Annotated in this window: 19 protein-coding genes; 14 read left to right on the top strand and 5 right to left on the bottom strand. The window is 54.2% G+C overall.

Annotated features, from left to right (window positions below):
• The first annotated feature begins 68 nt into the window (after positions 1 to 68).
• From AC0LWM_RS18705 to AC0LWM_RS18695, 3 genes are all read left to right on the top strand, one after another.
• A complete protein-coding gene (locus tag AC0LWM_RS18705; protein WP_474676504.1) occupies positions 69 to 2471 on the top strand; it encodes a M60 family metallopeptidase in 2403 nt (800 codons plus the stop codon).
• Positions 2472 to 2507: 36 nt separating this feature from the next.
• Positions 2508 to 4967 carry a glycoside hydrolase family 2 protein gene (locus tag AC0LWM_RS18700; protein WP_474676503.1) on the top strand — a complete coding sequence of 820 codons (2460 nt, stop codon included), beginning with the start codon at positions 2508 to 2510 and terminating at the stop codon, positions 4965 to 4967.
• Positions 4968 to 5141: 174 nt separating this feature from the next.
• Positions 5142 to 6197, top strand: coding sequence for an S-layer homology domain-containing protein (locus AC0LWM_RS18695; protein ID WP_474676502.1), 1056 nt, complete (start codon positions 5142 to 5144; stop codon positions 6195 to 6197).
• Between the two features lie 84 nt (positions 6198 to 6281).
• Here the strand turns inward: AC0LWM_RS18695 and AC0LWM_RS18690 are convergent, their stop codons facing one another.
• Positions 6282 to 8252 (bottom strand): electron transport protein, encoded by a 1971-nt coding sequence (locus AC0LWM_RS18690; protein ID WP_474676501.1) that lies wholly within the window; start codon positions 8250 to 8252, stop codon positions 6282 to 6284.
• Between the two features lie 174 nt (positions 8253 to 8426).
• Here AC0LWM_RS18690 and AC0LWM_RS18685 point away from each other — a divergent pair, with 174 nt between their 5' ends.
• A complete protein-coding gene (locus tag AC0LWM_RS18685) occupies positions 8427 to 9320 on the top strand; it encodes an SDR family oxidoreductase (protein WP_474676500.1) in 894 nt (297 codons plus the stop codon).
• An 89-nt stretch (positions 9321 to 9409) separates the two neighbouring features.
• Here AC0LWM_RS18685 and AC0LWM_RS18680 read toward each other — a convergent pair whose 3' ends face one another.
• Both AC0LWM_RS18680 and AC0LWM_RS18675 read right to left on the bottom strand, forming a co-directional pair.
• A complete protein-coding gene (locus AC0LWM_RS18680) occupies positions 9410 to 11323 on the bottom strand; it encodes an ABC transporter ATP-binding protein (protein ID WP_474676499.1) in 1914 nt (637 codons plus the stop codon).
• Positions 11320 to 13050: an ABC transporter ATP-binding protein gene (locus AC0LWM_RS18675; protein ID WP_474676498.1), complete on the bottom strand. Its 1731-nt coding sequence runs from the start codon at positions 13048 to 13050 to the stop codon at positions 11320 to 11322. Before AC0LWM_RS18675 ends, AC0LWM_RS18680 begins: the two co-directional genes overlap by 4 nt.
• A gap of 111 nt (positions 13051 to 13161) precedes the next feature.
• On the opposite strand from AC0LWM_RS18675, the gene AC0LWM_RS18670 reads away from it, so the two are divergent.
• Complete coding sequence (locus AC0LWM_RS18670; RefSeq protein ID WP_474676497.1) at positions 13162 to 13629, top strand: MarR family winged helix-turn-helix transcriptional regulator; 468 nt, start codon at positions 13162 to 13164, stop codon at positions 13627 to 13629.
• A 52-nt stretch (positions 13630 to 13681) separates the two neighbouring features.
• Here the strand turns inward: AC0LWM_RS18670 and AC0LWM_RS18665 are convergent, their stop codons facing one another.
• Positions 13682 to 14155, bottom strand: a complete 474-nt coding sequence (locus AC0LWM_RS18665) for a hypothetical protein (protein WP_474676496.1) — start codon at positions 14153 to 14155, stop codon at positions 13682 to 13684.
• A 151-nt stretch (positions 14156 to 14306) separates the two neighbouring features.
• Complete coding sequence (locus AC0LWM_RS18660; protein WP_474676495.1) at positions 14307 to 14738, bottom strand: DUF2621 domain-containing protein; 432 nt, start codon at positions 14736 to 14738, stop codon at positions 14307 to 14309.
• Between the two features lie 194 nt (positions 14739 to 14932).
• Between AC0LWM_RS18660 and AC0LWM_RS18655 the strand changes: the two genes are divergently transcribed.
• From AC0LWM_RS18655 to AC0LWM_RS18615, 9 genes are all read left to right on the top strand, one after another.
• Positions 14933 to 16060 carry a deoxyribonuclease IV gene (locus AC0LWM_RS18655; protein WP_474676494.1) on the top strand — a complete coding sequence of 376 codons (1128 nt, stop codon included), beginning with the start codon at positions 14933 to 14935 and terminating at the stop codon, positions 16058 to 16060.
• A 56-nt stretch (positions 16061 to 16116) separates the two neighbouring features.
• The gene (gene purU / locus AC0LWM_RS18650; protein WP_474676493.1) at positions 16117 to 17013 is read left to right on the top strand and encodes a formyltetrahydrofolate deformylase; all 897 of its coding nucleotides are present in this window, start codon (positions 16117 to 16119) and stop codon (positions 17011 to 17013) included.
• A 515-nt stretch (positions 17014 to 17528) separates the two neighbouring features.
• Complete coding sequence (locus AC0LWM_RS18645; protein ID WP_474676492.1) at positions 17529 to 18089, top strand: GNAT family N-acetyltransferase; 561 nt, start codon at positions 17529 to 17531, stop codon at positions 18087 to 18089.
• 368 nt (positions 18090 to 18457) lie between these two features.
• Positions 18458 to 18754 carry an antibiotic biosynthesis monooxygenase family protein gene (locus AC0LWM_RS18640; protein ID WP_474676491.1) on the top strand — a complete coding sequence of 99 codons (297 nt, stop codon included), beginning with the start codon at positions 18458 to 18460 and terminating at the stop codon, positions 18752 to 18754.
• 90 nt (positions 18755 to 18844) lie between these two features.
• Positions 18845 to 20863, top strand: coding sequence for a transketolase (gene tkt / locus AC0LWM_RS18635; RefSeq protein ID WP_474676490.1), 2019 nt, complete (start codon positions 18845 to 18847; stop codon positions 20861 to 20863).
• Between the two features lie 67 nt (positions 20864 to 20930).
• Positions 20931 to 21248 carry a pyrimidine/purine nucleoside phosphorylase gene (ppnP, locus tag AC0LWM_RS18630; RefSeq protein ID WP_474676489.1) on the top strand — a complete coding sequence of 106 codons (318 nt, stop codon included), beginning with the start codon at positions 20931 to 20933 and terminating at the stop codon, positions 21246 to 21248.
• A gap of 312 nt (positions 21249 to 21560) precedes the next feature.
• Positions 21561 to 23750, top strand: coding sequence for a family 78 glycoside hydrolase catalytic domain (locus tag AC0LWM_RS18625; protein WP_474676488.1), 2190 nt, complete (start codon positions 21561 to 21563; stop codon positions 23748 to 23750).
• Between the two features lie 244 nt (positions 23751 to 23994).
• Positions 23995 to 25308: an ABC transporter substrate-binding protein gene (locus AC0LWM_RS18620; RefSeq protein ID WP_474676487.1), complete on the top strand. Its 1314-nt coding sequence runs from the start codon at positions 23995 to 23997 to the stop codon at positions 25306 to 25308.
• A 66-nt stretch (positions 25309 to 25374) separates the two neighbouring features.
• Complete coding sequence (locus AC0LWM_RS18615) at positions 25375 to 26283, top strand: carbohydrate ABC transporter permease (RefSeq protein ID WP_474676486.1); 909 nt, start codon at positions 25375 to 25377, stop codon at positions 26281 to 26283.

Below are 26283 nucleotides of genomic sequence, written 5' to 3'. Positions count from 1 at the left end.
TGTCAAGGAGGAAGTGAAAGGATTCAATTCACTTCCTCTATTTCATTTAAACGAGGAGGCCATTCAAAATGACCATAACCAACGCAAAAATAGCGGATCTGCAAAAGGATTACGAACGTTTCCACCGCGATGTCGCCGCGCTTCCCGCATTTGCGAGAAGCGGCGGGGTTACCGCGATCGGAGAATCGGCGTTTTCGGTATGGATTCACCCGGAGTCGAACCCGATTATCGCAGCGACACGATACGGCAAGGGGCGCGTCGTTGTAGTCGGCAATGAGCTGTATTTTAATCTGCTCGAATCGGCGGATTCGGCGTGCGGCTTGCTTTCGCGGAACATCTTGCTTTGGCTGACGGAGGAAGAGACGGGTGCGGATGATGCCGGTGCATTGAGCGGCGCGGAAGCGAATGCAAGCGAAAATCCGGGTACTGGCACGCCCGGTTCCCGCTATCAGGACGCATTGGACGGGCGCGGCGCGCTGAAGCTCGCGACGACATCCGGCACGCTTGCGGCTTCCGCTTCGTTTCCGGTGGAGCCGGTCAAAGCCGCCAGCTGGTCGTCCATTGCGCTGGACCCATCCGTATACCCGGTTGCGTATGTAGACGCTTCGATCGACGACGCGGATGTATCGGTCCTTGAAGCGTATATCCGGCAAGGCGGCAGCATTGTGGTCGCGCAAAGAGGGTGGCTGCTCTGCTCCGCGCCGACGGAAGCCGTGCAGAGCCGGGTTCCGGACCGTGCGGTGCAAATGAGCGACTATCCGCTGCAGAAACTGTTGAACCGGGTTGGCTTATGCTTGCTCGACAGTGTCGCACAGTGGTATGTGCGGCCGGGCGATACGCTGCCGGATCAGACGTTCCTGCAGGTGAACGATACGCATACGCAGCGGTTGTTCGACCAGGCCTTGGCGATTGAACGCGGAGAATTATCGTTCGATGATCTGAACGTCGGCAAACCCGGGGCAAACGTGGAGGACAAAGTCAGAGTGATTACGGCTGTAGTGGAAGGCACGATTCGTTCGCTTGCGGAGGAAGCGCCGCTGCTGAAAGTGATCCGGGACGAAGCGAAAAAAGTTAAGCCGGTGCCGTTGCCGTTCGACAAATCGAAGCAGCCTTATACCGCGGCGGTGTTGTCGTACATGTTCCAGCAGGTAACGCTCGATCCGGACAATGTTAAGTCGCCGTATGCGGATGTTTTTCCGCGAAGCGTCGGAGAAGAGGCGGAGACGGTGTACGATCAAGTTGTCGAGGTCAACTTTGACTACTTGGATTTAAGCTATATGCGCATGCTGAGCGCCCCGTTGAATTGGCACAGCACCGGGCTGTACGCTCCGGCAGGCAAAGTTGTGACGGTGGACGTGCCGGAAGGGACCGAATATTTGGACGTGCAAATCGGCGTGCATACGGACAATTTGTGTGACAATCCGAAATGGGATCGAGCCCCGATCGTAGCGCTGAAGCAGCGGCTGAAGCCGGGGACCAATCGAATAAACAGCCCTTACGGCGGTTTGATTTACCTCATTCCGGCCAAGCCGAAGGCAGGCGTAAAAGTCAGCGTGACGATCCACGGGGCAGTACGGGCGCCGTATTTCGTATTAGGCGAAACGACGGAGCAGGAGTGGAACGAAATGATCAGGCATTATCCGGTGCCGTGGGCAGAACTGCAGGGCAAACGCATCATCGTTACCGTGCCGGCGGACAATATCCGCGATTTGGAGCGGCCGGAGCAGCTTATGCGCAAATGGGACGAAATCGCCGATCACTACGACAAACTTGTCGGCGTTGCGCCGGATCGGCCGATCCCGCACCGCAGCCCGGACAATCCGCAGCGGTTTGTCGCCGATAAACAGATTAGCGCGGGATGGATGCATTCCGGTTACCCGATTATGTTCTTCGAAGGGGTTACCGCTGAGGAAGCTGTCGATGTCGACGCGATACAGAATAAGGCCTGGGGGTTCTGGCACGAGCTCGGGCACAACTACCAGCAAATCCCTTGGTTCTGGGACCCGATCGTCGAAGTAACCGTCAACCTGCATTCGATTCATATTCAGTCGCTGTACGGAAACCGCTCCCGTTTGTTCGAAACCGGCAAGGACGGCAAAACGAATTACGACCGGGCGCTTGAATTTACGAACAGCGATGATCCGAACAAAAATTTTGAAGATGTCGGCTTTTTCGAACGGCTTGTCATGATCAAGCAGCTGCAAATGGCTTTCGGCTGGGAGTTTTACACGAATTTGCACATCGCTTACCGCGAGCTGCCGCTGGACCAAGTTTCCATGGACGAAGAAGATGACGAACCGCAGAAGGTCGATCTTTTCGTGATCATGGCTTCCAAAGTGAGCGGCCGCAGCCTGCTGGAGTTTTTCGATCGGTGGGGGCTGCGCTATTCGGAGCAAGCAAGAGCGGCGGTGGTAGCGCTTGGGCTGCCAAAGCCGGAAACGGAAATTTGGAATACAAGAGAAGCAGGCTGAAGCCATTGCAGAATAGCAAGGATGGAGGAAGGAACCATGAATCTACCGACTCAAGGCAGAACAACAATAAATTTCAACGGCGATTGGAAGTTTATTCGCGATGACTTGGCCGGAGCCGAGCAGAAGCTACTTTCGGATGAAAACTGGGAAACCGTCTGTTTGCCCCATACGCCGCAAATCGAAACGGTTCACGTCGACTTGCATTTTCAAGGGATATGCTGGTATCGCAAGCATTTTACCGTATCCAAGGAAGACGCGGGGAAAAAGCTGTTTATCGAATTCGAAGCGGCGATGCACGAGGCCGATGTATGGATCGACGGCAAATATAAACTGAACCATAAGGGCGGTTATTTGCCGTTTACGGTCGATATTACGGACGACATTGAAGTCGGGGCCAGCCATGTCATAGCAGTCCGGCTGGACAACCGGGACAACGGAAACATTCCTCCCGGAAAACCGCTCGCCAGCTTGGATTTTTCCTACTTCGGCGGGCTTTACCGCAACGTGCATCTGCATGTGACGGACAAACTGCACGTCACCGATGCGGTTTATGCCGGGATCACGGCGGGAGGCGGCATCTTCGTTCAGTATGACGATGTGTCGAAAGAGACGGCCACGGTTCGTATCCAAACTCACGTCGCGAACGAACATGACATAGTCAAACGGGTAAAAGTGGTCACGTCGCTTCTTGATAAGGAAGGTCGGGAGGCAGCTTCGGCCGTAAGCGAGTCTGTATCGGTTGCCGCGGGGGACGATCAAAACTTCATCCAATCGCTTAAGGTAACGAATCCGCGGCTATGGCATCCGTACAGTCCTTATTTATACAGCTTGCGGACGCAAATCTGGGATGTCGATGGGATTGCGGACGAAAAGATTACCCGGATCGGCATCCGCACGATCTCGTTCAGCAAATCGGGAGGATTTACGATCAATGGCGAGCGGCTCGTCATTCGCGGGACGAATCGGCACCAGCAGTTCCCTTACATCGGCAACGCGGCATCGAACAACGCCCATTATCGCGATGCGATCAAGCTGAAAGAAGGCGGGTACAACTTCGTCAGACTCGGTCATTACCCGCAAGCGCCCGCTTTTCTTGATGCGTGCGACGAACTGGGGCTTATGGCTGTCGAACCGGTTCCCGGCTGGCAGTATTGCGAAGAAGGGGAGTTTCAAGACATCGTTCGGCAAAATATTCGCGACATGATTCGGCGCGATCGGAACCGTCCCTGCGTGGTCATGTGGGAGGTTAGCCTGAACGAGACGTACCCCGGCCGCAGAGGGGCGACGGACGAGTTTTTCCACGAATGTCATCAGATCGCCCACGAAGAATATCCGGGGGACCAGATGTTTACATCCGGCGATACGATCGGACGGAAAAATCCGGCTTATGTCAATTTCGACGTACCGCACACGTTGTGGGACGACGACAATTTAAGCCGGCCGCTCGAAGACGTGCTGCCTGACAAAGGCGGATTTGACCGGGAATACGGGGACTACGAGTTCGGCGGCCACGATAGCACGAGCAGGGTATCACGCGGCGCGGGCGAGGAAAAGCTGCTGCTGCAAGCGTGGAACTACCAGTGGTCGCTGAACCGTAACCGGGGAAACCGCTGGTCGCTTGGCGACGCTTCGTGGGTCGGCATCGACCATAACCGCGGTTGTTACCCATGGGTAGCCGAATGCGGCGCACTCGATACGTTCCGATTGCCCAAATACGTTTATTACTTTTACCAAAGTCAAAGAAGACCGGATATTGCCTACGAACATGTGGACTGCGGCCCGATGGTATATATCGCAAATCGTTGGACGGAACGGACCTCCCCGGCCAAGGTCGTCGTTTTCTCCAATTGCGACGAAGTGGAGCTGTTTGTAAACGGGCTATCGATTGGCACACAAACACCCGATCAAGGACCAGATACGGATTATGGCGAGCGCATTACGGGGTATGAAGTGGACTATTGGTTGACCGACGAGGAGCAGCACAAGTGGAAGGATACGGGGGTTCAAGGCAAAACAGATGCCGGCGACATGAGGGTATTCCCGCATGACGGCGGGAATTGCCGCAATTTAGAGCGCGCTCCGTTTACGTTTACCGGAGTGAAGTATGAACCGGGCGAGCTGAAAGCGATTGGGCGGATTGGCGGCAAGGAAGCTGCGGCTTGCGTCGTGCGAACGCCCCTGGAGCCGAAGAAGCTTCATCTTCGTTTCGATTTAAGTGGCAAAGCGCTTGCCGCCGATGGTTCCGACTTCGTATTTGCCTATGCGGAGATTCAGGATGAGCACGGCACCGTAGCACTATCCGCCGACAATGAAATCATGTTAGAGGTCGAAGGACCGGCGGTTATCGTCGGCGACAATCCAGTACGGGCGGAAGCGGGCATCGCAACCGTGTTGCTGCAATCCCGTCAGGAGCCAGGACAAATTACATTAAAGGCTTATTCCAACGGACTGGAACCGGCCTTGGGCGCGATCAACAGCACCCCAAAAGATATGTAGTCCTTCGGTCATGCCTGCGTGATTTGTTCGAACTAGAACGGCGGCGTCTTACATAGGCGCCGCCGCTCATTTTACGCCGATACAACGTTCCTATTCTTGACGCTTCAAATCGATGGACGATAGAATGAAGCAGGCATCGAGAGCGACATAAGAACAGGAGAGTTGAAGCTGAATATGAAAACACCGAAGTCGGTTCGCAACGCGTTTCTGCTGCTAGGTTTGCTCACTGCGGGCACGATGGCGTTCGCGAATCAAGCAAGCGCTGTCACAACCTTCAAAGACATTAACGGCCACTGGGCCAAAACGACGATTGAATGGGGCGTCACCCAGGGGATTGCCAAAGGCTATCAGGACAACACGTTCCAGCCGAACCGCAACGTGACGGAAGCCGAGTTTTTGAAAATGCTCGTCATCGGCGTCGGCGGCAAAGATTTGGAGGATAACGAAAGCGATTCCTGGTCGGAAAAATATTATAGATTCAGCCGGCTGAGCAACTATCCGGTGAACGGCTTTAATTCGAATGACATCCGCAACAAGCCGGTTACGCGCCAGAAGGTGGCCGAGCTGATCGCGGCGGCCGACGGGGTCAACTACTCGGGCGATGCGGCCATCCAATACGTGCTTGGGCAAAAATACGCCAAAGGGCGCATCCCGAACGATCTGAGCGTCAAATCGTTCGTGGGCAAGGATTCGATTACGCGGGCGGAAGTGCTGCAGCTTGTGCGCAACCTGATCGATCACGGAATGAACAAGCTGTACGAGCGCCCGGAGCAGCCGACTTCGCTTGAGAAGCTGCCCCGTCTGCCGGAGCCGTGGGATTTGTTCCGCGACGACATGCACATGCTGCTGCGCAAGAAAGTGCTGGCGAACTACGAGGGATACCGGATTTACGACGACGGCGAAGCGAGCATCGTCTTTACGGCTCCGAAGAACGGAACTACTGGAGCGGAGGCGACCATTTCCGTTCGTTTCGAGCCGGAGACGAAGTTTTTCAGCAAGCTGTACATGACGGACTGGAGCAACGCGACAAGCCAGAAGCTTGCGGTTGACATATTGAAGCTGTACGGTTTCGAGGTCGACGGCAAATTCATCGACAAGATGAAGGACGCCGAGAAGACGGGCAAGGAAGTCAGCGTCAAAATCGGCGACCGCGTGCTGAGCATCGATCCGCATGACAATCAGGAAGCGGGCAAATTGACCGTTTATTACCCGTATTGGCAAACGAAATAATTAGGAAAAAATGCAGCCTCTCTCATTCCGCTGAGGGGCTGCATTTTTTGTTGCGTTGTTATTTTGCCGAGGCCTAACCGGAGCCTATTGTGGATCGGATGTTTTGGGCTTCGTCAATGAGAGCAAATATTGGATCAAAGCATCTTGCTCTTTTTTCGTAAAACCGGTCGAGGAATCCACCCAATAATTATGGCCGGCACCCGTAACGTGTGCATCGCGGAGATCGGCGGACGCCTGGTTTGCCGCTACGACCTTCCCCCGCAGCTGTCGGTCCACCAAGGCTCTCAGGCTGTTGGCCGGTTCGGGGAGAACGCCTTTCTTGACCGTCCCGGGCGTACCGAGCTGATTTTTGGCGTCAGGCCCTACAGCAACGCCTCCGTCATGCAGATAAGGAGCCGTCCAATAGAGGCCGATCAGGCTCGGAACTTTGTAGCCTCCCGGTGAACCGCCTTGGGCGAAGGCGAGCTTGATTTGCTCCGGATCGAGCCGTTCCGTCGGCACTTTCAAGACGCGGGCGCCGGGCGGAACCGGTACGGGCGTATCGGGCGAATAGATGACGGGTTCAACCATATATTTTTCGATCGCGCTTAACGCTTTGGCCCGCGTCGGTTCGGTGCCGATCACCTCCGCCGAAACGACCCGGTTATTCGTCAAGAACGGACCGGCGTGGCAGGAAATGCATTGAGCCTTGCGAAAAACCCGTTCCCCCAGCATCATCGTTTGCGCATTCGGGCTGTTCGGCGGCTTTGGCGGAACAAGCGTATTCTGGTAGGCGGACAAACCATTGATCTGCTCCCATACGTTATATCCAGGCGACCCTGCGAGCAAGCCGTTCAGCGTAATCAGCGAAGGCCGCGGGAAGGTTGGCAGGGCAACTAGCTGATTGACGCCGGCCACGCCGGGTGTCGGATCGACGGAAGCAAAAAACTCGGAAGGCTTCCGCCCGGACTTCGGATCGAACCGGAATTTCGGGTCGGCCGCATTTTGCAAAATCGCTCCCAAAAATACTTCTTTGTCGATGCCAAACAGAGCTTGGCTCGAATCCGCGAGCGTCGTCAAATCCGAGCCAACGGCGTTGACGTTGTTGTTCAACACGCTTTGCCCTTTGAAAGGCCCGGCCATTCCCGTTCCGCTCCAGCTGTAAGGGTGATCGCCCAGCGTAAACGAATCCAGCGTTTGCGTCGGGTTGTTCACTTTGTCGCTTGTCGCGTCGAAATTTCCTCGCGGCCACTTCAGCAGGCTTGCATCGACCGCTCCCTCCAAAGCTTCCGGATCGGGCAAAGGCGCCTTCTTTCCATCCGTAGCAACGACCGTCCGATTGACGTCTTTGACGTATTGACTGAGCTGATAGACGTCGGATCTGCCGAAGTAAGCGGCCGTGTTGGTCGCAAGGCCGAACAGAAGGCCAAAATCGACGTCCGGATTCGGCGGTCCTTCGACTACCGTTTTGCTCCGGGTATCGTAAATCGCATGGCAAGCGAGACAAGTAATGCCGACTTTCGTTTTCCCTCCGGACTCCTTAAAAGGAAGGCCCAATACTTCTTTCGCTCCTCGGGCAACGTCCAGGCCGGTATCGATTTTTGCCCCTTTGTTGAACGTTTTCCCTCCGATCGTTACGGTTTGGGCTAGTTCTACGCGCAAATTGTCGGTTCCATCCCCATGCAGCTCGGCGATCGCCTTCTTGATGCCGGGCACGGTAAAAGCGCCGTTCACGAGGCCAAGTATGTCGGTGATGAATACTTCATTGCCGAACGTTTCCTCGCGGAACGTTTTTTGACCAAGCTTTAGCAATAGCTCATTGATAACGACGGCGCCGTTATGCGGCGAAAGAAAAGCGCGCCCCTGTTCGGTTTTCAACAGCTGCTTCGCTTCCTTCGCGGAGACCGTTTGACCCCACACGTCATAAGCCGGTTCGCTTTGTTCAGTCTGGCTGCTCGGCGAATGATTCGCATTGCGGGCGGAAACCCGATTGTGCTTCCATGACGTGAGCAATACATTAACCGTCGCTACGAGAATAACTGCAAGGAGAATCAACCACCATTTTCGCTGATTCATATATTTTGTTCCTCGGTTCCTTCCTTATGGTGTTCTGGACCTGGCGGCCTCATCGTTATTACTATTGATTTGTTATTCATGAATTATGCAGGGAAGGAAGTTGCAGGGAGGCATTCACCCAACGGCATCTCGAAAAATATGTTAAACCATCAAACGCATGAGGTGGCTTGGCCTATGTATCCTGGTCAATATGGTTACGTTCAGAAATGCCGGTTGATCCCGATCGCTTTTCCGCCGCAGTACCAACCGCAGCAGCCGGGGATCGAATCGATTATGGTGCCGCGACCGGTATCGGAAAATCCATTCTATACCGGCACCGGCAAGCTGCTGGACAAAGTTGCGATCATCACGGGCGGAGACAGCGGGATCGGACGCGCTGTCAGTTATGCTTTTGCCAAGGAAGGCGCGAATGTCGCGATCGCTTATTTGAACGAGCACGGCGACGCGGAGGAAACGAAGCGCAGAGTGGAGTCGCTGGGGCGGCGCTGCCTTCTCGTCCCGGGCGATCTCGGGTACGAGGCGCATTGCCGCGAAGTCGTGCGTCGCACGGTGGAAGCTTTCGGCAAAATCGACATCGTGGTGAACAACGCCGGAGAGGCGCACCCGCAGCCGAATTTTGAGCATATATCGGCAGAGCAGCTTGAACGCACGTTTCGGACGAATATTTTCGCGATGTTTTATTTGACGAGGGCGGCGCTACCCTACATGCGGCCGGGGGGCGCCATCGTTAATACGGCCTCAAGCACCGCTTACACGGGACACGAAAGCATCGTCGATTATGCGTCGTCGAAAGGAGCGGTCGTTTCGTTTACTCGCTCGCTATCGCTTTCCCTGGAGAGCCGGGGCATTCGCGTGAACGGCGTTGCTCCGGGCCCGACGTGGACGCCGCTCGTCCCTTCCAGCGCACCGCCGGAATATTATGCGACCTACGGCAGCGACACGCCGATGAAGCGGGCGGCGCAGCCTGCCGAGCTCGCGCCCGCCTATGTATATTTGGCCTCGGACGAAGCTTCTTACGTAAACGGGCAAATGTTTCATGTCAACGGGGGGACGATTGTAAACGGGTAGAGGCCGGATAATCGGTCTGCAGTCCGCAAAAAAGCCCACCTCTTCTTTATGGCGAAGAGAATGGGCTTATTATGTTGTGCTTCGGTTAATTAAGAAACCGCATCCGGCTGCATCTTGCCGCCCGTAAACTGGCTATTATACAGGTCGGCGTAGAACCCGTTCTTTGCAAGCAGCTCGTGATGCGTGCCTTGCTCGATCACGGTGCCGTGATTCATGACGAGAATGAGATCGGCATCGCGGATCGTCGACAGCCGGTGCGCGATCACGAAGCTGGTTCGGCCTTTCATAAGGTCGGTCATCGCCTTCTGGATGAACGCTTCCGTTCTTGTATCGACGCTGCTCGTCGCTTCGTCGAGAATCAGGATCGCCGGATCGGCGAGCACGGCGCGCGCGATCGTAAGCAGCTGCTTCTGGCCGTGCGATATGTTCGAGGCTTCTTCGTTCAGCACGGTTTCATAGCCTTCCGGAAGCGTGCGGATGAAGTGGTCGGCGTTAGCGGCTTTGGCCGCCTGCACGACTTCCTCGTCCGTCGCGTCCTCCCGGCCGTAGGCGATATTTTGCCTGATCGTGCCGTTGAACAGCCACGTATCCTGCAGCACCATGCCGAACATGCTGCGCAAATCGCCGCGCTTCATGTCGCGGATGTCGACGCCGTCGATCGTAATTTTGCCGTCGCTAATTTCGTAGAAACGGAGCAGCAGATTGACAAGCGTTGTTTTGCCTGCGCCGGTTGGGCCGACGATGGCGACGGTTTGGCCTTGCTTCACGTCGATGTTCATGTTCTCGATCAGCGGCGTTTCCTCGTTGTAACCGAAACGAACGCCCTGGAAAGCGACATGTCCTTTCGGCGACTCGATCTTAGGCGCACGTTCCTTGTCCGGCAACTGCTCCGGCTCGTCGAGCAGCTCGAACACCCGCTCGGCCGCGGCGACGGTCGACTGAATGATGTTTGCGATGCTGGCGACTTGCGTAATCGGCATCGTGAACTGCTGCGAATATTGGATGAACGCCTGAATATCGCCGATCGCGATCGAACCGCGCGTGACGAGAATGCCGCCGATGACGCAGACGAGCACGTAACCGATATTGCCGATAAACTGCATGACCGGGAAAATGCTGCCCGAGATGAACTGCGCCTTCCAGCCGTTTGCATACAGCCGTTCGTTGATTTCGTCGAATCGCTCGACCGACTTGGTCTCGTAGCCGAACGCTTTGACGATCGTATGGCCGGTGTACATTTCCTCGACGTGCCCGTTTAATTCGCCGATCGTTTTTTGCTGGCCGATAAAATATTTTTGCGAGCGCGAGGCGATTTGCTTCGTCGCCCATATGCTGAGCGGAAGCGTCACGATCGCGGCGAGCGTGAGCAGCGGGCTGATCGTCAGCATCATGATAATGACGCCGACCAGCGTAATGACCGAAGTGATCAGCTGCGTCACGCTTTGCTGCAGCGTGTTGCTGATCGTATCGACGTCGTTCGTGACCCGGCTCAGAATTTCCCCGTGCGTCCGGGCGTCGAAATATTTGAGCGGCAGCCGGGCCAGCTTGTCATTGGCGTCCTTGCGCAGCTGGAACACGATTTTTTGCGTGACGATGACCATCAGCCATTGCTGAATGTAGCTGAACACCGAGCTCAGCAAATAAAGCGCGCCGAGAACCATTAAAATTTGCAGGATGCCCGGGAAGTCGATTGCCGCGCCGGGCACGCCTTTAAGCTTGCCTACCGCGCCTTCGAACAGCAGCGTCGTCACATTGCCCATCAGCTTCGGGCTGACGATACCGAACACGGTGCTCAGCACGGCTGTCAGCAAGACGGCCGACAGTTGGATTTTATATGGCCGCAAATACCCGGCCAATCTTTTCAGCGTTCCTTTAAAATCTTTGGCCTTCTGCGCCGGCATGCCCATCATCGGGCCGCGGAAGCCGAAGTTCGCGGGATTCGGTCCTCCAGGTCCTTTGGAAGCGCCCGGTCCGGGGCGCCCCGGTCTGTTATGTTCGCTCATGCGATCTCCTCCTCCGATAGCTGCGAGGATACGATTTCCCGGTAAACTTCGCAGTCCGCCATCAGCTCCTTGTGAGTGCCGATTCCGGCGACCCGTCCTTCATCGAGCACGACGATGCGGTCGGCGTCCATAATCGTGCTGACCCGTTGTGCGACGATCAGCATCGTCGCGTTGCCTGTTTCCGCTTTAAGCGCGGCGCGAAGCTTGGCGTCGGTCTTGAAGTCAAGCGCCGAGAAGCTGTCGTCGAATAAGAAAACGGCTGGCCTGCGGGCGAGCGCGCGGGCGATCGACAGCCGCTGCTTTTGCCCGCCGGACAAGTTGGTGCCGCCTTGGGCGATCGCGGAATCGTAGCCGTCCTTCATGCCCTCGACAAAATCGCGCGCTTGCGCCGTGCTAGCCGCGCTCTCGACGATTTCGCCGTCCGTGTTCTCTTGGCCGAAACGGATGTTGTCGGCGACGGTGCCCGAGAACAACACGGCTTTTTGCGGAACGTAGCCGATACTGCTGCGCAGGCTGGCGAGCGGCATCCGGCGGATATCCTGCCCGTCGACCATGATCGACCCGCTGCCCGCATCATAGAAGCGCAGCAGCAAGTTCAGCAGCGTTGACTTGCCGGAGCCGGTGCCGCCGATAATCGCCGTCACCTCGCCGGGGTTCGCGCTGAACGTGATCTCGCTAACCGCCGGCTGCTCTGCTCCGGGATAACTGAACGTGACGTCGCGGAACTCGACGCGGCCTTCGGCCGGTCTGGTCGATTGTCCGCGTGTGTTGCCTGTATCCGTGATGCCCGGCTTCGTTTCCAGCACCTGGTTGATCCTGGCTGCGGACACGGAAGCGCGCGGAATCATGACGAACATCATCGACACCATAAACAGCGAGAACATAATTTGCATCGCATATTGGATAAAAGCCATCAAATCGCCGATCTGCATATGGGCGTTGTCGATGCGGATGCCGCCGAACCAGAGGATGGCGATCATGGCGAAGTTGAAGATGAGCATCATGGCCGGCATCATCGACGACATGATCAGGTTGACCTTAACCGACGTTCCGGTCAAATCGCGATTCGCTTCCTGAAACCGTTCCTGCTCGTGCTCGGTCCGGTTGAAGGCACGCGTCACCCGAATTCCGGTCAGATGCTCGCGCAGCACCAGGTTCAGACGATCGAGCTTGGCTTGCACCGCCTTGAACAGCGGAACGCCTTTGCGCGCGATCAGGATGATCACGGCAGCGATGGCCGGAACGGCGATCATGAGCACGAACGATAGCGTCACGTCTTGATACACCGCCATAATGATGCCTCCGATCATCATCGTCGGCGCGCCGATGAACATCCGCATCATGACGAGCAGCTGTTGAACTTGCGTAATATCGTTTGTCGTCCGGGTAATGAGGGAGGCGGGGCCGAATTTATCGAATTCGTACAGCGAGAAGCTTTCCACATGCGAGAAAACGCCGCTGCGCAGAATCGTGCCGAACCTGGCCGCGGTTTTGGACAAAATATAGCTCGCGCAAATGTTGCAGCCCGTAGCCGCCGCAGCGACGAGCAGCATAAGACCTCCGATTTCGAGAATGTAGGCCGTGTTGCCATCTACGACGCCATGATTTACAATGTCGGCCATGAGGGTAGGAAGGTAAAGCTGGCCGAGCGATTGCAGCAGCATAAGCACTACAACGGCGATCATGTGCGGGGTGTACGGCTTCAAGTACCTGAACAGCTTGAACATATCCGTCATCTCCAATTCTTGACGCAAAATACGTCGTATACGACGTGTCGTATGCGAAATTAATTTTAATGTGCTATAATGCTCTTGTCAACGTAAAAATGGGGGATCCAGATGAGTGATTTAGCAGAAGAAGCAAGACATATTCGAAGCGTAATTACCCGCCTCTATAAAGGTATGAAATATTGCGAGCGACAGGAACAAGGCGAAGCGGACCGCGGCGGGGTTACTTTCGCCCAAGGCAGCGTGCTCAACGTTGTTTTCCATCATCCCGGCATGTCGCTCAAGGAAATGAGCCAGCGGATGGGCTTTGCCCACAGCACGCTCTCCGGCATCGTCGACCGGCTGGAAAGCAAGTCGATGATCGAGCGGCGCGTCGATCCGTCGGACAAACGGTATACGCGCTTATATGTGACGCCGGCCGTGGAGTATTATATCCAGCATGAGCGGACGACGAGGCTCGATGCCTATTTGATGAAGCATATTGCAAAAGCGACGCCGGAAGAATTGGAACATATCCGGTCCGGGCTAGCGATTCTGGACCGCCTCGTGAGCGGCGAAACGGATGGCGCTCCGTCATAGCAAAGATAAAAAAGAAGCGGTGACGATGCCGCTTCTTTCTCGTTGTGCCTGCTTATTCGCTTTTTTCGATTTTTTTCAAAATGAGCTGCGTGACCGCATCGGCGCCTTCGCCGCTTTTTTGTTCGACGTATTCGAACTTGATCGTGTCTTTTTCCTTCAGACCGGCAACCGTCTCGCTCAGCTTATCGTCGATTTGGAACGCCTTGGGACCATCGGCGGTTTCGATTTCGATCGAATGCGTATCGATTTGGCCGTTGTACGTTCCGGTTCCCTGAATGACGTTGTTCTGACCGTTGTCTTTCCCGGTGTCTTGCCCGTCTTTTTGCCCGTTTTCTTGCATATCTGTCGGCGTCGTCGTTTCGCCGGTGCCTTCCGGTTTCGTTTGATTGTCTTCCGTTAACGTCGTTGGTTCTTGAATGCCGTTGTTTTCCGATTTGGCCGCAGGCTGCTCTTTCGTGCATGCCGTGAGTGATAAAGCTAGCGCCAGTGCGAGAGCTGCGTTGATGCCGAGTTTGAATTTTTTCATAGTCTAGCCCCTCCCTTATTTATTTAAACGCCGGAGAAGGGCCAAAAGTTTCGATCCGCCGCGAATTTGTCCGGAATTTGATGCGGGACGCCCGGGATTATGACTCGGGAAACCGCCTCGGACGGCGGGATTACGGACGGGAAAAGCTTCGTTATTTATTCAATAAATTGCGGTACGGCGAGTAGTCGATCTCGTTTTTCTCCAAGAAGGAAACCAAGCTGCGGTAATCGCGTTTTGGCGTCGCCATAATATATCCTTTGATGCAATGATCGCGGGTCACTTCGCTTTCGCCGCTTTCGATGGCGACTTGGCCGATTTTGGCCGCGATGGAATGGCGGGCGATGTCTCGAAACGGGCCCGGTACCGGGGCGACCAATTTCTCCAGGAAGCTCTTGGCATCCTCCGTCCACATGTGACGGCTGGAGTCGACCCAATGATTTTGCCAGTCGAGCTTCGATTTGCCGTCGCTTTTCGGCAGCACTTTTAGAAATTTACGGAACATGAAATACCCGCCGATGGCCATCAGCCCGACGAGCACGAAGCCCCAAAACAAAATAAAATACATGAACCAGTCTGGAGTCATTGTAACGTTCACCTCATTTGTTAAAATATAAGACTTTATAAGTGTGCACCATAATGATCTTATATTTCATCAATAAACGAATGCGCCGGTGAAGACGACGCAAGCCTTTTATTTTAGATTATATCGGATTTGTAGCATTATTTCGAGTTTCAAGTTAAAATAGGGAGTATGTTGAAAATAAGGAGGAAATCGAAGTGTTAAAGATTGGGTCTCACGTATCGTTTTCCGATAAAGGATTGCTTAATGCGGCCAAGGAAGCTATTTCCTACGGCTCCAGCTCATTCATGATTTATACAGGTGCGCCGCAAAATACCCGCCGCAAGCCGGTGGAAGACTTATATATTGCCGAAGGCCGGGACGTCATGGCACAGAACGGGATCGACGAAATCGTCGTTCATGCTCCTTACATTATTAATCTCGGATCCTACAAAGAGGATACGTTCGACCTTGCCGTCAACTTCCTGCAAGAAGAGATTCGCAGAACGAACCATATCGGCGTGAAAAACATCGTTCTCCATCCGGGTGCCTATACGGATAAAGACGCCGAATACGGGATCGCGCGAATTGCCGAAGGATTAAACGAGGTGCTGCGCGGAACCAAAGAAACCGACGTCAATATCGCCCTCGAAACAATGGCCGGCAAAGGCACGGAAATCGGCCGCAGCTTCGAGGAGCTGGCGCAAATTATCGAGAAGGTCGAAGATAACCACCGTTTGACGATTTGCATGGATACATGCCACATCCACGACGCGGGTTACGATATCGTTAACGATTTCGACGGCGTCATCGCCGAATTCGACCGCATCATCGGGCTGGACAAGCTGGCCGTCATCCACATGAACGACAGCAAAAATCCGCGCGGTGCGGGCAAAGACCGCCACGCTCCGGTGGGAGCGGGCTGGATCGGATACAAAGCGATGCGCAATATCGTTCATCACGAAGCGCTGAGCGGCCGTCCGTTCATCCTCGAAACGCCATGGATCGGCAAGGACGACAAAACTCAGCGTCCGATGTACGAGGCGGAAATCGCGCTGCTGCGCGGCGATGCTGCAAGCAGGTTCGGCGACGGCTTCTTCGATCATGTGGAGCGGCTGCATCACTTCTTCGGCAAGCAGGAAATCGATCCTCGCGATTATGTGCTGCAAGTATGGGACGTGCTCAAGAACGACGCCAAAGCGAAGAAGGCCGATCCGCGCGAGCCGATGGACAGGCTGTTCGACCTTGTGGCCGAAGGCGGCGTGTTCACCGACCTGAGCGAGGAGCAAATCAACCACCGGATTACCGCTTGGTTCGCGGGCAAAGAGCTGCTTGTGACGGTATAATCCGCGCGTTAAACCGCAATCGACGAAGATGAATGAATGTTGGGAGCCATAGAATCATGAATTTATCGAACTATCAGTCTACGCATAAAAGAGACGATCGCTCCAGCCGGGCACGTATGCTCATTTCTTGTCCGGACCAGCCGGGAATCGTTGCCGCCGTATCGCAATTTCTGTACGAATACGGTGCGAATATCGTTCAATCCGATCAATATACGATGGATCCTGAGGGCGGAATGTTCTTCATCCGCATCGAATTCGACCTAAGCGAGCTGGCGGACCGCCTTCTTTCACTGGAAAAAGACTTTGGGAAGATCGCGGACAAGTTCTCGATGCAGTATCGCATCTCTAGCGCCGATCAGAAGAAACGTCTGGCCATCTTCGTATCGAAGGAAGACCATTGCTTGCTGGAGCTGCTGTGGCAGTGGCAAGCCGGCGATCTGGACGCCGACATCGCGATGGTAGTTAGCAACCACCCCGACATGAAGGAGCTTGTCGAGTCGTTCGGCATTCCGTACCACCATATTCCGGTTACTGCGGACACGAAGCAAGAAGCCGAACGCAAGCAGATCGAAATCGTGAACGGCCACGCCGACCTGATCGTACTTGCGCGGTATATGCAGATCGTATCGCCGAAGTTTATTGAATTTTATCCAAACCGGATCATTAATATCCATCACTCGTTCCTTCCGGCGTTTGTCGGCGGCAAGCCTTACGCGCAAGCGTACAATCGCGGCGTCAAAATCATCGGCGCCACGGCGCACTACGTCACGGAGGAGCTGGACGGCGGCCCGATCATCGAGCAGGACGTGCAGCGGGTCAGCCACCGCGACAACGTCGACGACCTGAAACGGATCGGCCGACATATCGAACGGATCGTTCTGGCCCGTGCGGTAGCATGGCATGTCGAAGACCGTATTCTTGTTCATCAGAACAAGACGGTCGTGTTCAACTAGCAGCACGTTCGGTATGAACGGCGGGGTTGATTAGCTCGAATACTGTTCTCAGCGGGGGGACGCCGTGAGGCTCCCCTACGGCTGATGTAATACCGCGTAACTTGAGTCAAGATCAAGTCCTTGCGGGTAAGGGCGAGTCAACGGAATAACAGTAATACTGCAGTTAATTCCCACCATTTTGTCTGTTTTGGGCCATTTTGATGGAAAACCTGTAGTTATTTTTACGAATTTCCGGATTTCATGGCGAAATCGAACGATTTACATGGAGTTTTTCCAGTTAATTGTCTTCTAGTCCTGGCTTCCCGTTTATTAACTGTATATTTTCCAGTTAAAAATAGGCGTGGCCCCATAGAACCGACGGAAATTAGGTAAATATCGATAGAAAGAGATTGAGCGTCAGCACGAACTGGCATTCAGTCTCTTTTTTCAAAAATGAGAATAATGAAGTGGCTGCATGGGCTACAGCGCAAGGGCAAAGCGCAGGATTGGGATGCAGCTCGAAGGAGGCGTCAACGATGGCCAGACTATACGGAAACCGCATCATGCTGCGGGAATACCAATACTCCGATTTGGCGGAAATCCGCCGGTGGTGCAACGATCCGGAGATCGTCGACAACCTGTCGGACATCTTCCTGTATCCCCACACGATGCAAGCGAGCGAGCAGTATGTGAACAGCATCCTAGAGGGGACGACGGAGCAAAAAGGATTCGTCATCGCCCACCGCGAAACGGAGCAATATATCGGGCAAATCGATTTGTTCCGCATCGACTGGAAAAACCGCGCGGCGGAAATGGGCATCGTCATCGGCGTAAAGGAGCTGCTCGGCATCGGCTTCGGTTCCGAGGCGATCAAGCTGCTGCAGTCGTTTGTGTTTAACCGGATGAATTTGAATCGGTTGCAGTTGGAAGTGCATGATTACAACGAGCGGGCCATCCGCTGTTATACGAAATGCGGCTTTAAGGAAGAAGGCCGGCTGCGGCAGAAGCATTTCATGAACGGCCGGTATACGGATACAATATTTATGAGTATTTTGAAAAGCGAATACGAGGAATTAACGGCCGCATCGCAACAGTGAATACTGTAAGGCTTAAATAAGCGAATGTCATTCTTTATTGCGAAAATGTTGTATGCAATACAACATGAATGCATGGATCGTCCGATGGAAGCGTAATTGCTGCATGAACTACAACATTTTTCGCCGAAAACATGTTGGATAGCTGAAATTGTTGTATGCAGTGCAACATTCTCGCTCAAAACTGCCGATTTATTTTAAAATGCTGTATGAAATACAACAACACTTTTGTTCAAATATAAGACTTTATAAGTTTGCACCATAATAATCTTATATTTCATCAGTAAACGAATGCGACGATGAAGACGGCGCAAGCCGTTTATCCTCTTGGTTGCTCTTTAAGGTGAATTTCATATGAAAAGAGGCTCACTATGATACTGGAAGTAGCGATGCTGCAGGTGAAGCCGGGCATGTCCGAGGACTTCGAGCGCAGCTTCAAGCAAGCGTCGTCGATCATTTCCCAGATGGCGGGATACCTCGGCCACGAACTGCAAAAATGCATGGAAGTCGACAATAAATACGTGCTGCTCGTCCGCTGGGAGAAGCTCGAAGATCACACGATCGGATTCCGCGGCTCGGCGCAGTATCAGGAATGGAAGCGGCTGCTGCATCATTTTTATGATCCGTTCCCGACCGTGGAACATTTTACCTCCGTCGATTTGACATGATTTCTAGGTAAAATGTGTGTGCCAGGTGTGGAAATGTGTCCGTCTGAGTGGTACAATAATTCAATATATTTGTTTAGGGGGAAATCAACTATGACGGTTTCGAACAAAACGATTGATCAGTTGTCGATCGATACGATCCGCACGCTGGCGATCGATGCGATTGAAAAAGCAAAATCCGGCCACCCGGGCATGCCGATGGGCGCCGCTCCGATGGCTTATGAATTGTATGCCAAAGCGATGAAGCATAACCCTGCCGATCCGACCTGGATCGACCGCGACCGTTTCGTATTGTCCGCGGGCCACGGCTCGATGCTCCTCTATAGCGTACTGCACCTTAGCGGCTACGATCTGCCTCTTGAAGAGATCAAGAACTTCCGCCAATGGGGCAGCTTGACGCCGGGACATCCGGAGTTCGGCCATACGGCGGGCGTTGACGCCACGACGGGGCCGCTTGGACAAGGCGTTGCGATGGCGGTCGGCATGGCCATGGCGGAAGCTCAGCTTGCCGCAACTTACAATCGCGACAATTTCGAAATCATCAACCACTTCACGTATTCGATTTGCGGCGACGGCGACCTGATGGAAGGCGTATCCGGAGAAGCGGCATCGCTGGCCGGCCACTTGAAGCTGGGCAAGCTGATCGTGCTGTACGATTCCAACGACATTTCGCTGGACGGCGAACTGAACTTGGCGTTTTCGGAAAATGTACAGAAGCGTTTCGAAGCGTACAACTGGCAAGTGCTGCGCGTTGAAGACGGCAACGATCTTGCCGCCATTGCGGCCGCGGTGCAAGCTGCGCAAGCGGAAACGTCGAAGCCGACACTCATCGAAGTGAAAACGGTCATCGGTTACGGCAGCCCGAACAAAGGCGGCAAAGGCGGACATGCCGGCCCGCACGGTTCCCCGCTCGGTACGGATGAAGCGAAGCTGACGAAGCAAGTATACGGCTGGCCGGAGGAAGAGCATTTCCTCGTGCCGGAAGAAGTGAAAGCTCATTTTGCCGCGGTAAAACAAAAAGGCGCAGACGCGCAAGCGACCTGGGAGAAGCTCGTTGCGGAATACCGCCAAGCGTATCCGGAACTCGGCAAGCAATTCGACGCTGCGGTTGCAGGCGAATTGCCTGAAGGTTGGGACGCTGATCTGCCTGCGTATACTTCGGCGGACAAACCGCTGTCGACGCGCGTTGCATCGGGCAATGCATTGAACGGATTGGCGAAGAACGTATTTAACCTCGTTGGCGGCTCCGCCGACCTGGAAAGCTCGACGATGACGCACCTGAAAGGGCATAGCGTTTACCGCGCGGGCGAATACGCCGGCCGGAACATCTATTTCGGCGTTCGCGAGTTCGCGATGGCGGCCGCGATGAACGGCATTATGCTGCATGGCGGCTTGAAAGTGTACGGCGGCACGTTCTTCGTCTTCACCGATTACCTGCGTCCGGCAGTACGCCTTGCGGCGCTGATGAAGCTGTCGCCGGTTTACGTGCTGACGCATGACAGCATCGCCGTTGGCGAAGACGGCCCTACGCATGAACCGATCGAGCAGCTCGCTTCGCTGCGCATCATTCCGGACCTGACGGTTATTCGTCCGGGCGATGCTAACGAAACGTCCGCGGCATGGCGTTATGCGGTGGCGAACAAGTCGAACCCGGTCGCGCTCGTCCTGACGCGCCAAAACCTGCCGGTGCTGGAAGGCTCCGCGGAGCTGGCGGCCGAAGGCATCGCGCGCGGCGCGTACGTATTATCCGATGCGCCGAACGGCAAGCCGCAAGCGCAAATCATCGCGACGGGCTCCGAGGTGCAGCTGGCTATTCAAGCGCAAGCGGCACTCGCCGAAAGCGGCATCCATGTTCGCGTCATCAGCATGCCGAGCTGGGATATGTTCGACAAGCAGCCGCAATCGTACAAGGATTCGGTGATCCTGCCTGAGGTGAAAGCCCGCCTCGCGATCGAAATGGCTCATCCGTTCGGATGGGAGCGTTATGTAGGCGATAAAGGCGCCGTACTCGGCATCTCCACATTCGGCGCTTCGGCTCCTGGCGACCGCGTCATCAAGGAGTACGGCTTCACGGTTGAGAACGTCGTAAGCAAAGTGAAAGAACTGCTGTAATCTATAATCTGGTGCGGGCGGGGGCGATCAACGAGCCTCCGCCCTTCATAAAGGGAGAACACGACCGATGTCGCAATTTGCCAATGTATCCGTAGTTACGAAAGCCAACATTTATTTTGACGGCAAAGTTACAAGCCGTACCGTCCTGTTCGCCGACGGAACGAAAAAAACGCTGGGCATCATGCTGCCGGGCGAATACGAGTTCGGAACGGATACGAAAGAAATTATGGAAATTCAAGCCGGCGAGCTGAAAGTGCTGCTGCCCGGCGCAACCGAATGGCTTGAAATCAAAGGCGAGGGCGAGTTCACTGTTCCGGCTAATGCAAAATTCAAGCTTGAAGTAAAAACGACGGCGGACTACATCTGCTCGTATATCGCGGAATAATAGAAACAGTCAAAGAGCCTTTTGCCGGATATTACCGGGCGAAAGGCTCTTTTTTGCGCAATATGGATCGCAAATATGCATTGAACTCTTTCCATCTGTTATATTATAACTATAACAGTAATCAGAGGTGCAGCAATGTTATCTTATTACTTTCAAAAATACAAGCTATGGAATTGGTTGTTACTTTTCGTCGTGTTCGAATCGGGGGCGGTTTCCAAATCGTTTTATCTTGAAAAAAGAGTGATGCAGCCGGCCAAAATATAATATTATTCCAAGGGAGAATGACCGAAGGTTAAAGGGGGGGAGAATCGCATGACGAAGCAGTGGCAGGCCGACTGGCTGACGGACCGCGCTTTCCTGCCGATGCCGAAGCCGTACCTGTTTCATAAGGAGCTGGAGGAGAACAAGGCGGCGGCGCATTTGCCCGAACTGCAGCACCATCATTGGTATGCAAGAACGACATTTACGGTGAATGCAGACGAGCTAGGGGAGATTCCGGTACGCCTCGAGATCACGGCTGACGATTATTACAAAGTATATGCCAACGGTGTATTTGTGGCGCAGGGACCGGCTCAGAGCGACGTTGGCCATTATTATTACAACCGACTGGACGTTCGGGACGTGGTACGGCCCGGTAAAAATTCGATCGCCGTGCATGTATATTATCAAGGACTGCTCAACCGCGCTTACAATAGCGCCGACTACAGGCAAGGCTTCATAGCCGAGCTATGGGCCGGCGATCGGCTACTGGCGAAGAGTGACGAATCGTGGAAAGCGATACGCTCGGAGGAGAACCTGCCCGGCAAGGTCTTTGGCTACCAGACGCAGTTTACGGAACATCTGGATTCCCGCGTTGCGAAAGGAAACTGGAAGGACATCGATTACGACGACACCGATTGGCCTTATGCAACGGTAAACCCGCAAGCCGGATATACGTTTGCGCTTCAACCGACACCTGTGGTCACTGTGTACGAGAAGAAGCCCGCACAGGTTGAACAACTTGCCGCCGGACATTATTTTATCGATTTCGGCGAAGAACTGACCGGTCAATTTTCCATGAAGGCGAAGGGGAAAGCGGGCGAAGAGGTGGAGATCTTGTCGGGCGAGGAGTTGCTTGGGGAGCGGAAGGCCGTTCGTTATGAGCTGCGCTGCAACTGCCTGTATCGGGATACGTGGGTGTTATCCGGACGGGAAGACGTCTTCGAAACGTTCGATTACAAAGGCTTTCGTTATGTGGAAGTGCGTGGGCCGGAGAAGGCGCTGCAGCCTGAATCGTTCCATGCGGTGGTCCGGCATTATCCGCTAAACGAGGACAACTGTCGATTCTCTTGCTCGGACGAGAGGATGAATCGGATTTTCGACATATGCAAGAACGGCGTCAAATACGGCTCGCAGGAAAATTACGTCGATTGCCCAACCCGGGAGAAAGGACAGTATCTCGGAGACAACACAATCATCGGGCATTCACATATGCTGCTTAGCGGCGATCCGAGATTGTACCGCAAAGCCATCGAGCAATTCGCGCACAGCTCCGCCGTTTGCGAGGGACTCATGGCTGTCGTGCCCGGGCACTTCATGCAGGAAATCGCCGACTTTTCGTTGCAATGGCCCATGCAGCTCCTGGAATATTACCGATACAGCGGGGACCGGGCGTTCCTGCACAAAATGTATCCGTACGCTGAGCGGCTGTTGCGTTATTTCCGGCGATACGAGCGGGAAGACGGCTTGCTTCATCATGTCGCAGACAAATGGAATCTCGTCGATTGGCCTCAGGAATTGCGGGACGGGTACGATTTCGAGCTGACCCGGCCGATCGGTCCGGGATGTCACAACGTAGTGAACGCTTTTTACCTGGGGTGCGTGCGCACGGTGGGGGAAATCCGCAATGAGCTCGGAGTCGCTGGCGACGATCGGCTTCCCGAGCTGATGAGAAGCTATATCGCGGCTTTCTACGATGAAACGAGCGGCTTGTTCATCGATGCCGAGCGGAGTACGCACCATGCGCTGCACTCGAATGTGCTCCCTCTTCTGTTCGGCCTGGCACCGGAGGAAGCCGTGCCAAACATCGTCAGCCTCATTCGGTCGAAGAGGTTCTCTTGTGGCGTTTATTTCTCGTATTTCGTGCTGAAGGCGTTGGCGCGGTTAGGTGAACATGCGTTGATCTACGAACTCATATCGTCGGAGGAGGAACATTCCTGGGGAAACATGTTGAAGGAAGGAGCGACAACCTGCTTCGAAGCATGGGGGAAGGATCAGAAATGGAACACGAGCCTATGTCATCCTTGGGCCAGCGCCCCGGTTCCGCTATTGATCGAGGAGATCGTTGGTCTGAAGCCGGCACAGCCCGGATGGTCCGAGATCGCGTTTTCGCCTAGGCTGCCCGCATCTTGGACCTATTGCAAGTTGGAGGTGCAAGTACCTTCCGGTGCGATTCGTCTGGAATACCGAAACGGCGCGTGGGAGAAGAGCTTCCCTCCGGGGGTGAAGGTGACCCTGAAATAAATTTCTTTAAAACCCGATCATGCAACGATACGGACCGTCAGGTAATGCCTGGCGGTTTTTTCTTGCCATAATAAAATTTATAGATGCTTTTCTTATGGAACATCGGATATTACGGTAATGTCGCAAATGTAAAAATCCTCGGAGTCATGTAAAGATCTTCTGTTTCCATGAGCCGCCGCCTTCCTTATGATGGAAGTACGCCGCAAGACGAACGGCGAATCATGACGAAAAGGGGAAACAACGGATGAAGAAGCTAATCAGCCTTCTGCTGTGCGGCATCCTTCTTATCGGGCTGACCGCGGCATGCGGATCCAAGTCCGAGGAATCGCAGCAGAAAGACTCGCAGCAGAACGACTCGAAACAAACGGACACGGATAACACGAAACAACCGGACAACCAAGGCGGACAAACGGACCAAGCGGACCCGGTCGAAGTGACGATGGCTTATTGGGCCAATGCGTCGGAGCAAAAAAACTTCGAATTCATGGTTCAGGGCATCGAGCAAAAATATCCGGGCATCAAAGTGAAAATGCAGCAGTACCCGACAAGCGACGAGTTCTGGAAAGCGGTGCCGGCGGCGATCGCGGCGGGGACGGGTCCGGATATTATCGCCATGTCCGACGAAGGCAACTACGAATATATCGCCAAGCAAATTCTCGAGCCGCTCGATGAATGGATCGGCAAAGTCGGCTTCGACAAAAACCGCATTTCGGCATCGCTGTACAAGGGCTGGAGCGACAAAGATCAGCTGTACGGCATTCCGTACGACTCGTCCACGTCGATGCTGGCCATCAACAAAGACTTGTTCGACAAATCGGGAATAACGAAATACCCGGAAACGATGGACGAATTGGTCGAATTGGCCAAAGCGATGACAAAGGACGGCATGAAAGGCATCGTCGGCAGCATCGATCCGTTCCATATTACGCAATACGTGCATGCGTTCGGAGGAAACTGGAATTTCGGCAAAACGATCAACTCGGCGGAAAATAAAAAAGGCGTGCAGTTTTTCGTCGACCTCTTCTTGACGCATAAGGCAGCGATAGCGCCGATCGAAGTCGGGGCGCCGTGGGACGGCGAAGTGTTCGCCAAGGAGAAAGGCGCGATGTCTACGGGAGGCCCGTGGTATGTCGGATACTTAAAGGAAGCGAACCCGAACCTGAAGCTGGTGGCTCTGCCGATGCCGAAAGGAACGGTGGACGCACAAAGCGCGTATTCGCACGGGTTGTCGATCCTCAAAGGCAGCAAAAACAAAGAAGCGGCGATGAAGGTGATCAACTACGCGCTGCGGGACGAGGCGCAGCTGAACGCGATCGAGGTGGTCGGTTATTCGCCGGCGGTATCGTCATTGCTGCCGAAATATTTGGAGAAATATCCGGAGCTGAAGCCGGTATTCGACAACATGGAAAAAGCGGGCATGCCGTTCGCCTATCCGGAGCAGACAAAAAGCTTCAATGCCGATCTGGTGAAAGGCGTGGAGGAAATCATTTTCAAAGGCGGCAAAAAGACCGTCGAAGAACTGCTGAACGAGCTGCAGGACAAATACGGGCAGAAATAAGTTTGCAGATAGGCGGGGGAGAGCTGCTTTTTGACGGGGCTCTCCCTTTTACGGAGGGAAGCCGCTATGAATCAACGAAAACGACTGAAAGCCGGATTGGCGTCATCGCCTATATTTGTCGGTTATTTGTTTGTCGCCCCGATTTTGTTGCTGATGGGCTTTTGGTTTTATTACCCGCTGCTGAAATCGTTTTTTTACAGCTTCCAGGACATCAGCTTTTTGAATCCGGAGGACGCCCGATTTATCGGGTTCGGCAATTACGCGGAAATTTTGCGCGATCCCGATTTTTGGGACGCATTTAAAAACTCGGCGATATTGACGCTCGTAGCCGTGCCGCTTCAATCGATCGTCGCGCTGGTCATCGCCGTGAACCTGAACCGGATTTTCCGGATGAAAAGCGTGTTTCGTACGCTTTATTATTTACCGTACATTACGTCGACGGTTGCGGTCACGACCGTATTCATGTATTTGTTCATGCAGCGCGATGGCATCGCCACACGATTTTTCGCCTGGCTCGGCTTCGAGGATGTTTCCTGGTATGCGAGCACGACGTATGCGCTTCCGTTCCTCATTCTGATCACGGTTTGGACGTACGTCGGCTTTTATGTCGTCGTTTATTTAGCCGGCCTTCAGACAATTCCCGTTGACGTTTATGAGTCAAGCACCGTCGATGGGGCGGGTGCTTGGCAGCGATTTTGGCACATCACGGTGCCGATGCTCAAGCCAACAACGTTCCTCGTGCTCACGTCGGGCATCATCTATGCGATGCAGCTGTTCGACCAGCCGTATGCGCTGGCGAGAAACGGCAATTTGGGCAGTCCCGCCGGTGCGACGAGTACGATCGTCATTTATTTTTACAGCCAAGCCTTCAACTTTAACCGCGCGGGGTACGGCAGCGCCGCAGCTTTTATTATCTTTGCGGTCATTATCATCTTAACGCTCATCCAGAAGCGGTTTACGAAGGAGGACGCCTAG

The sequence above is a fragment of the Paenibacillus sp. sgz302148 genome, from assembly GCF_056120465.1.
The sequence above is the reverse complement of the archived record's forward strand: the minus strand, read 5'-3'. Positions and strand labels throughout refer to the sequence as shown.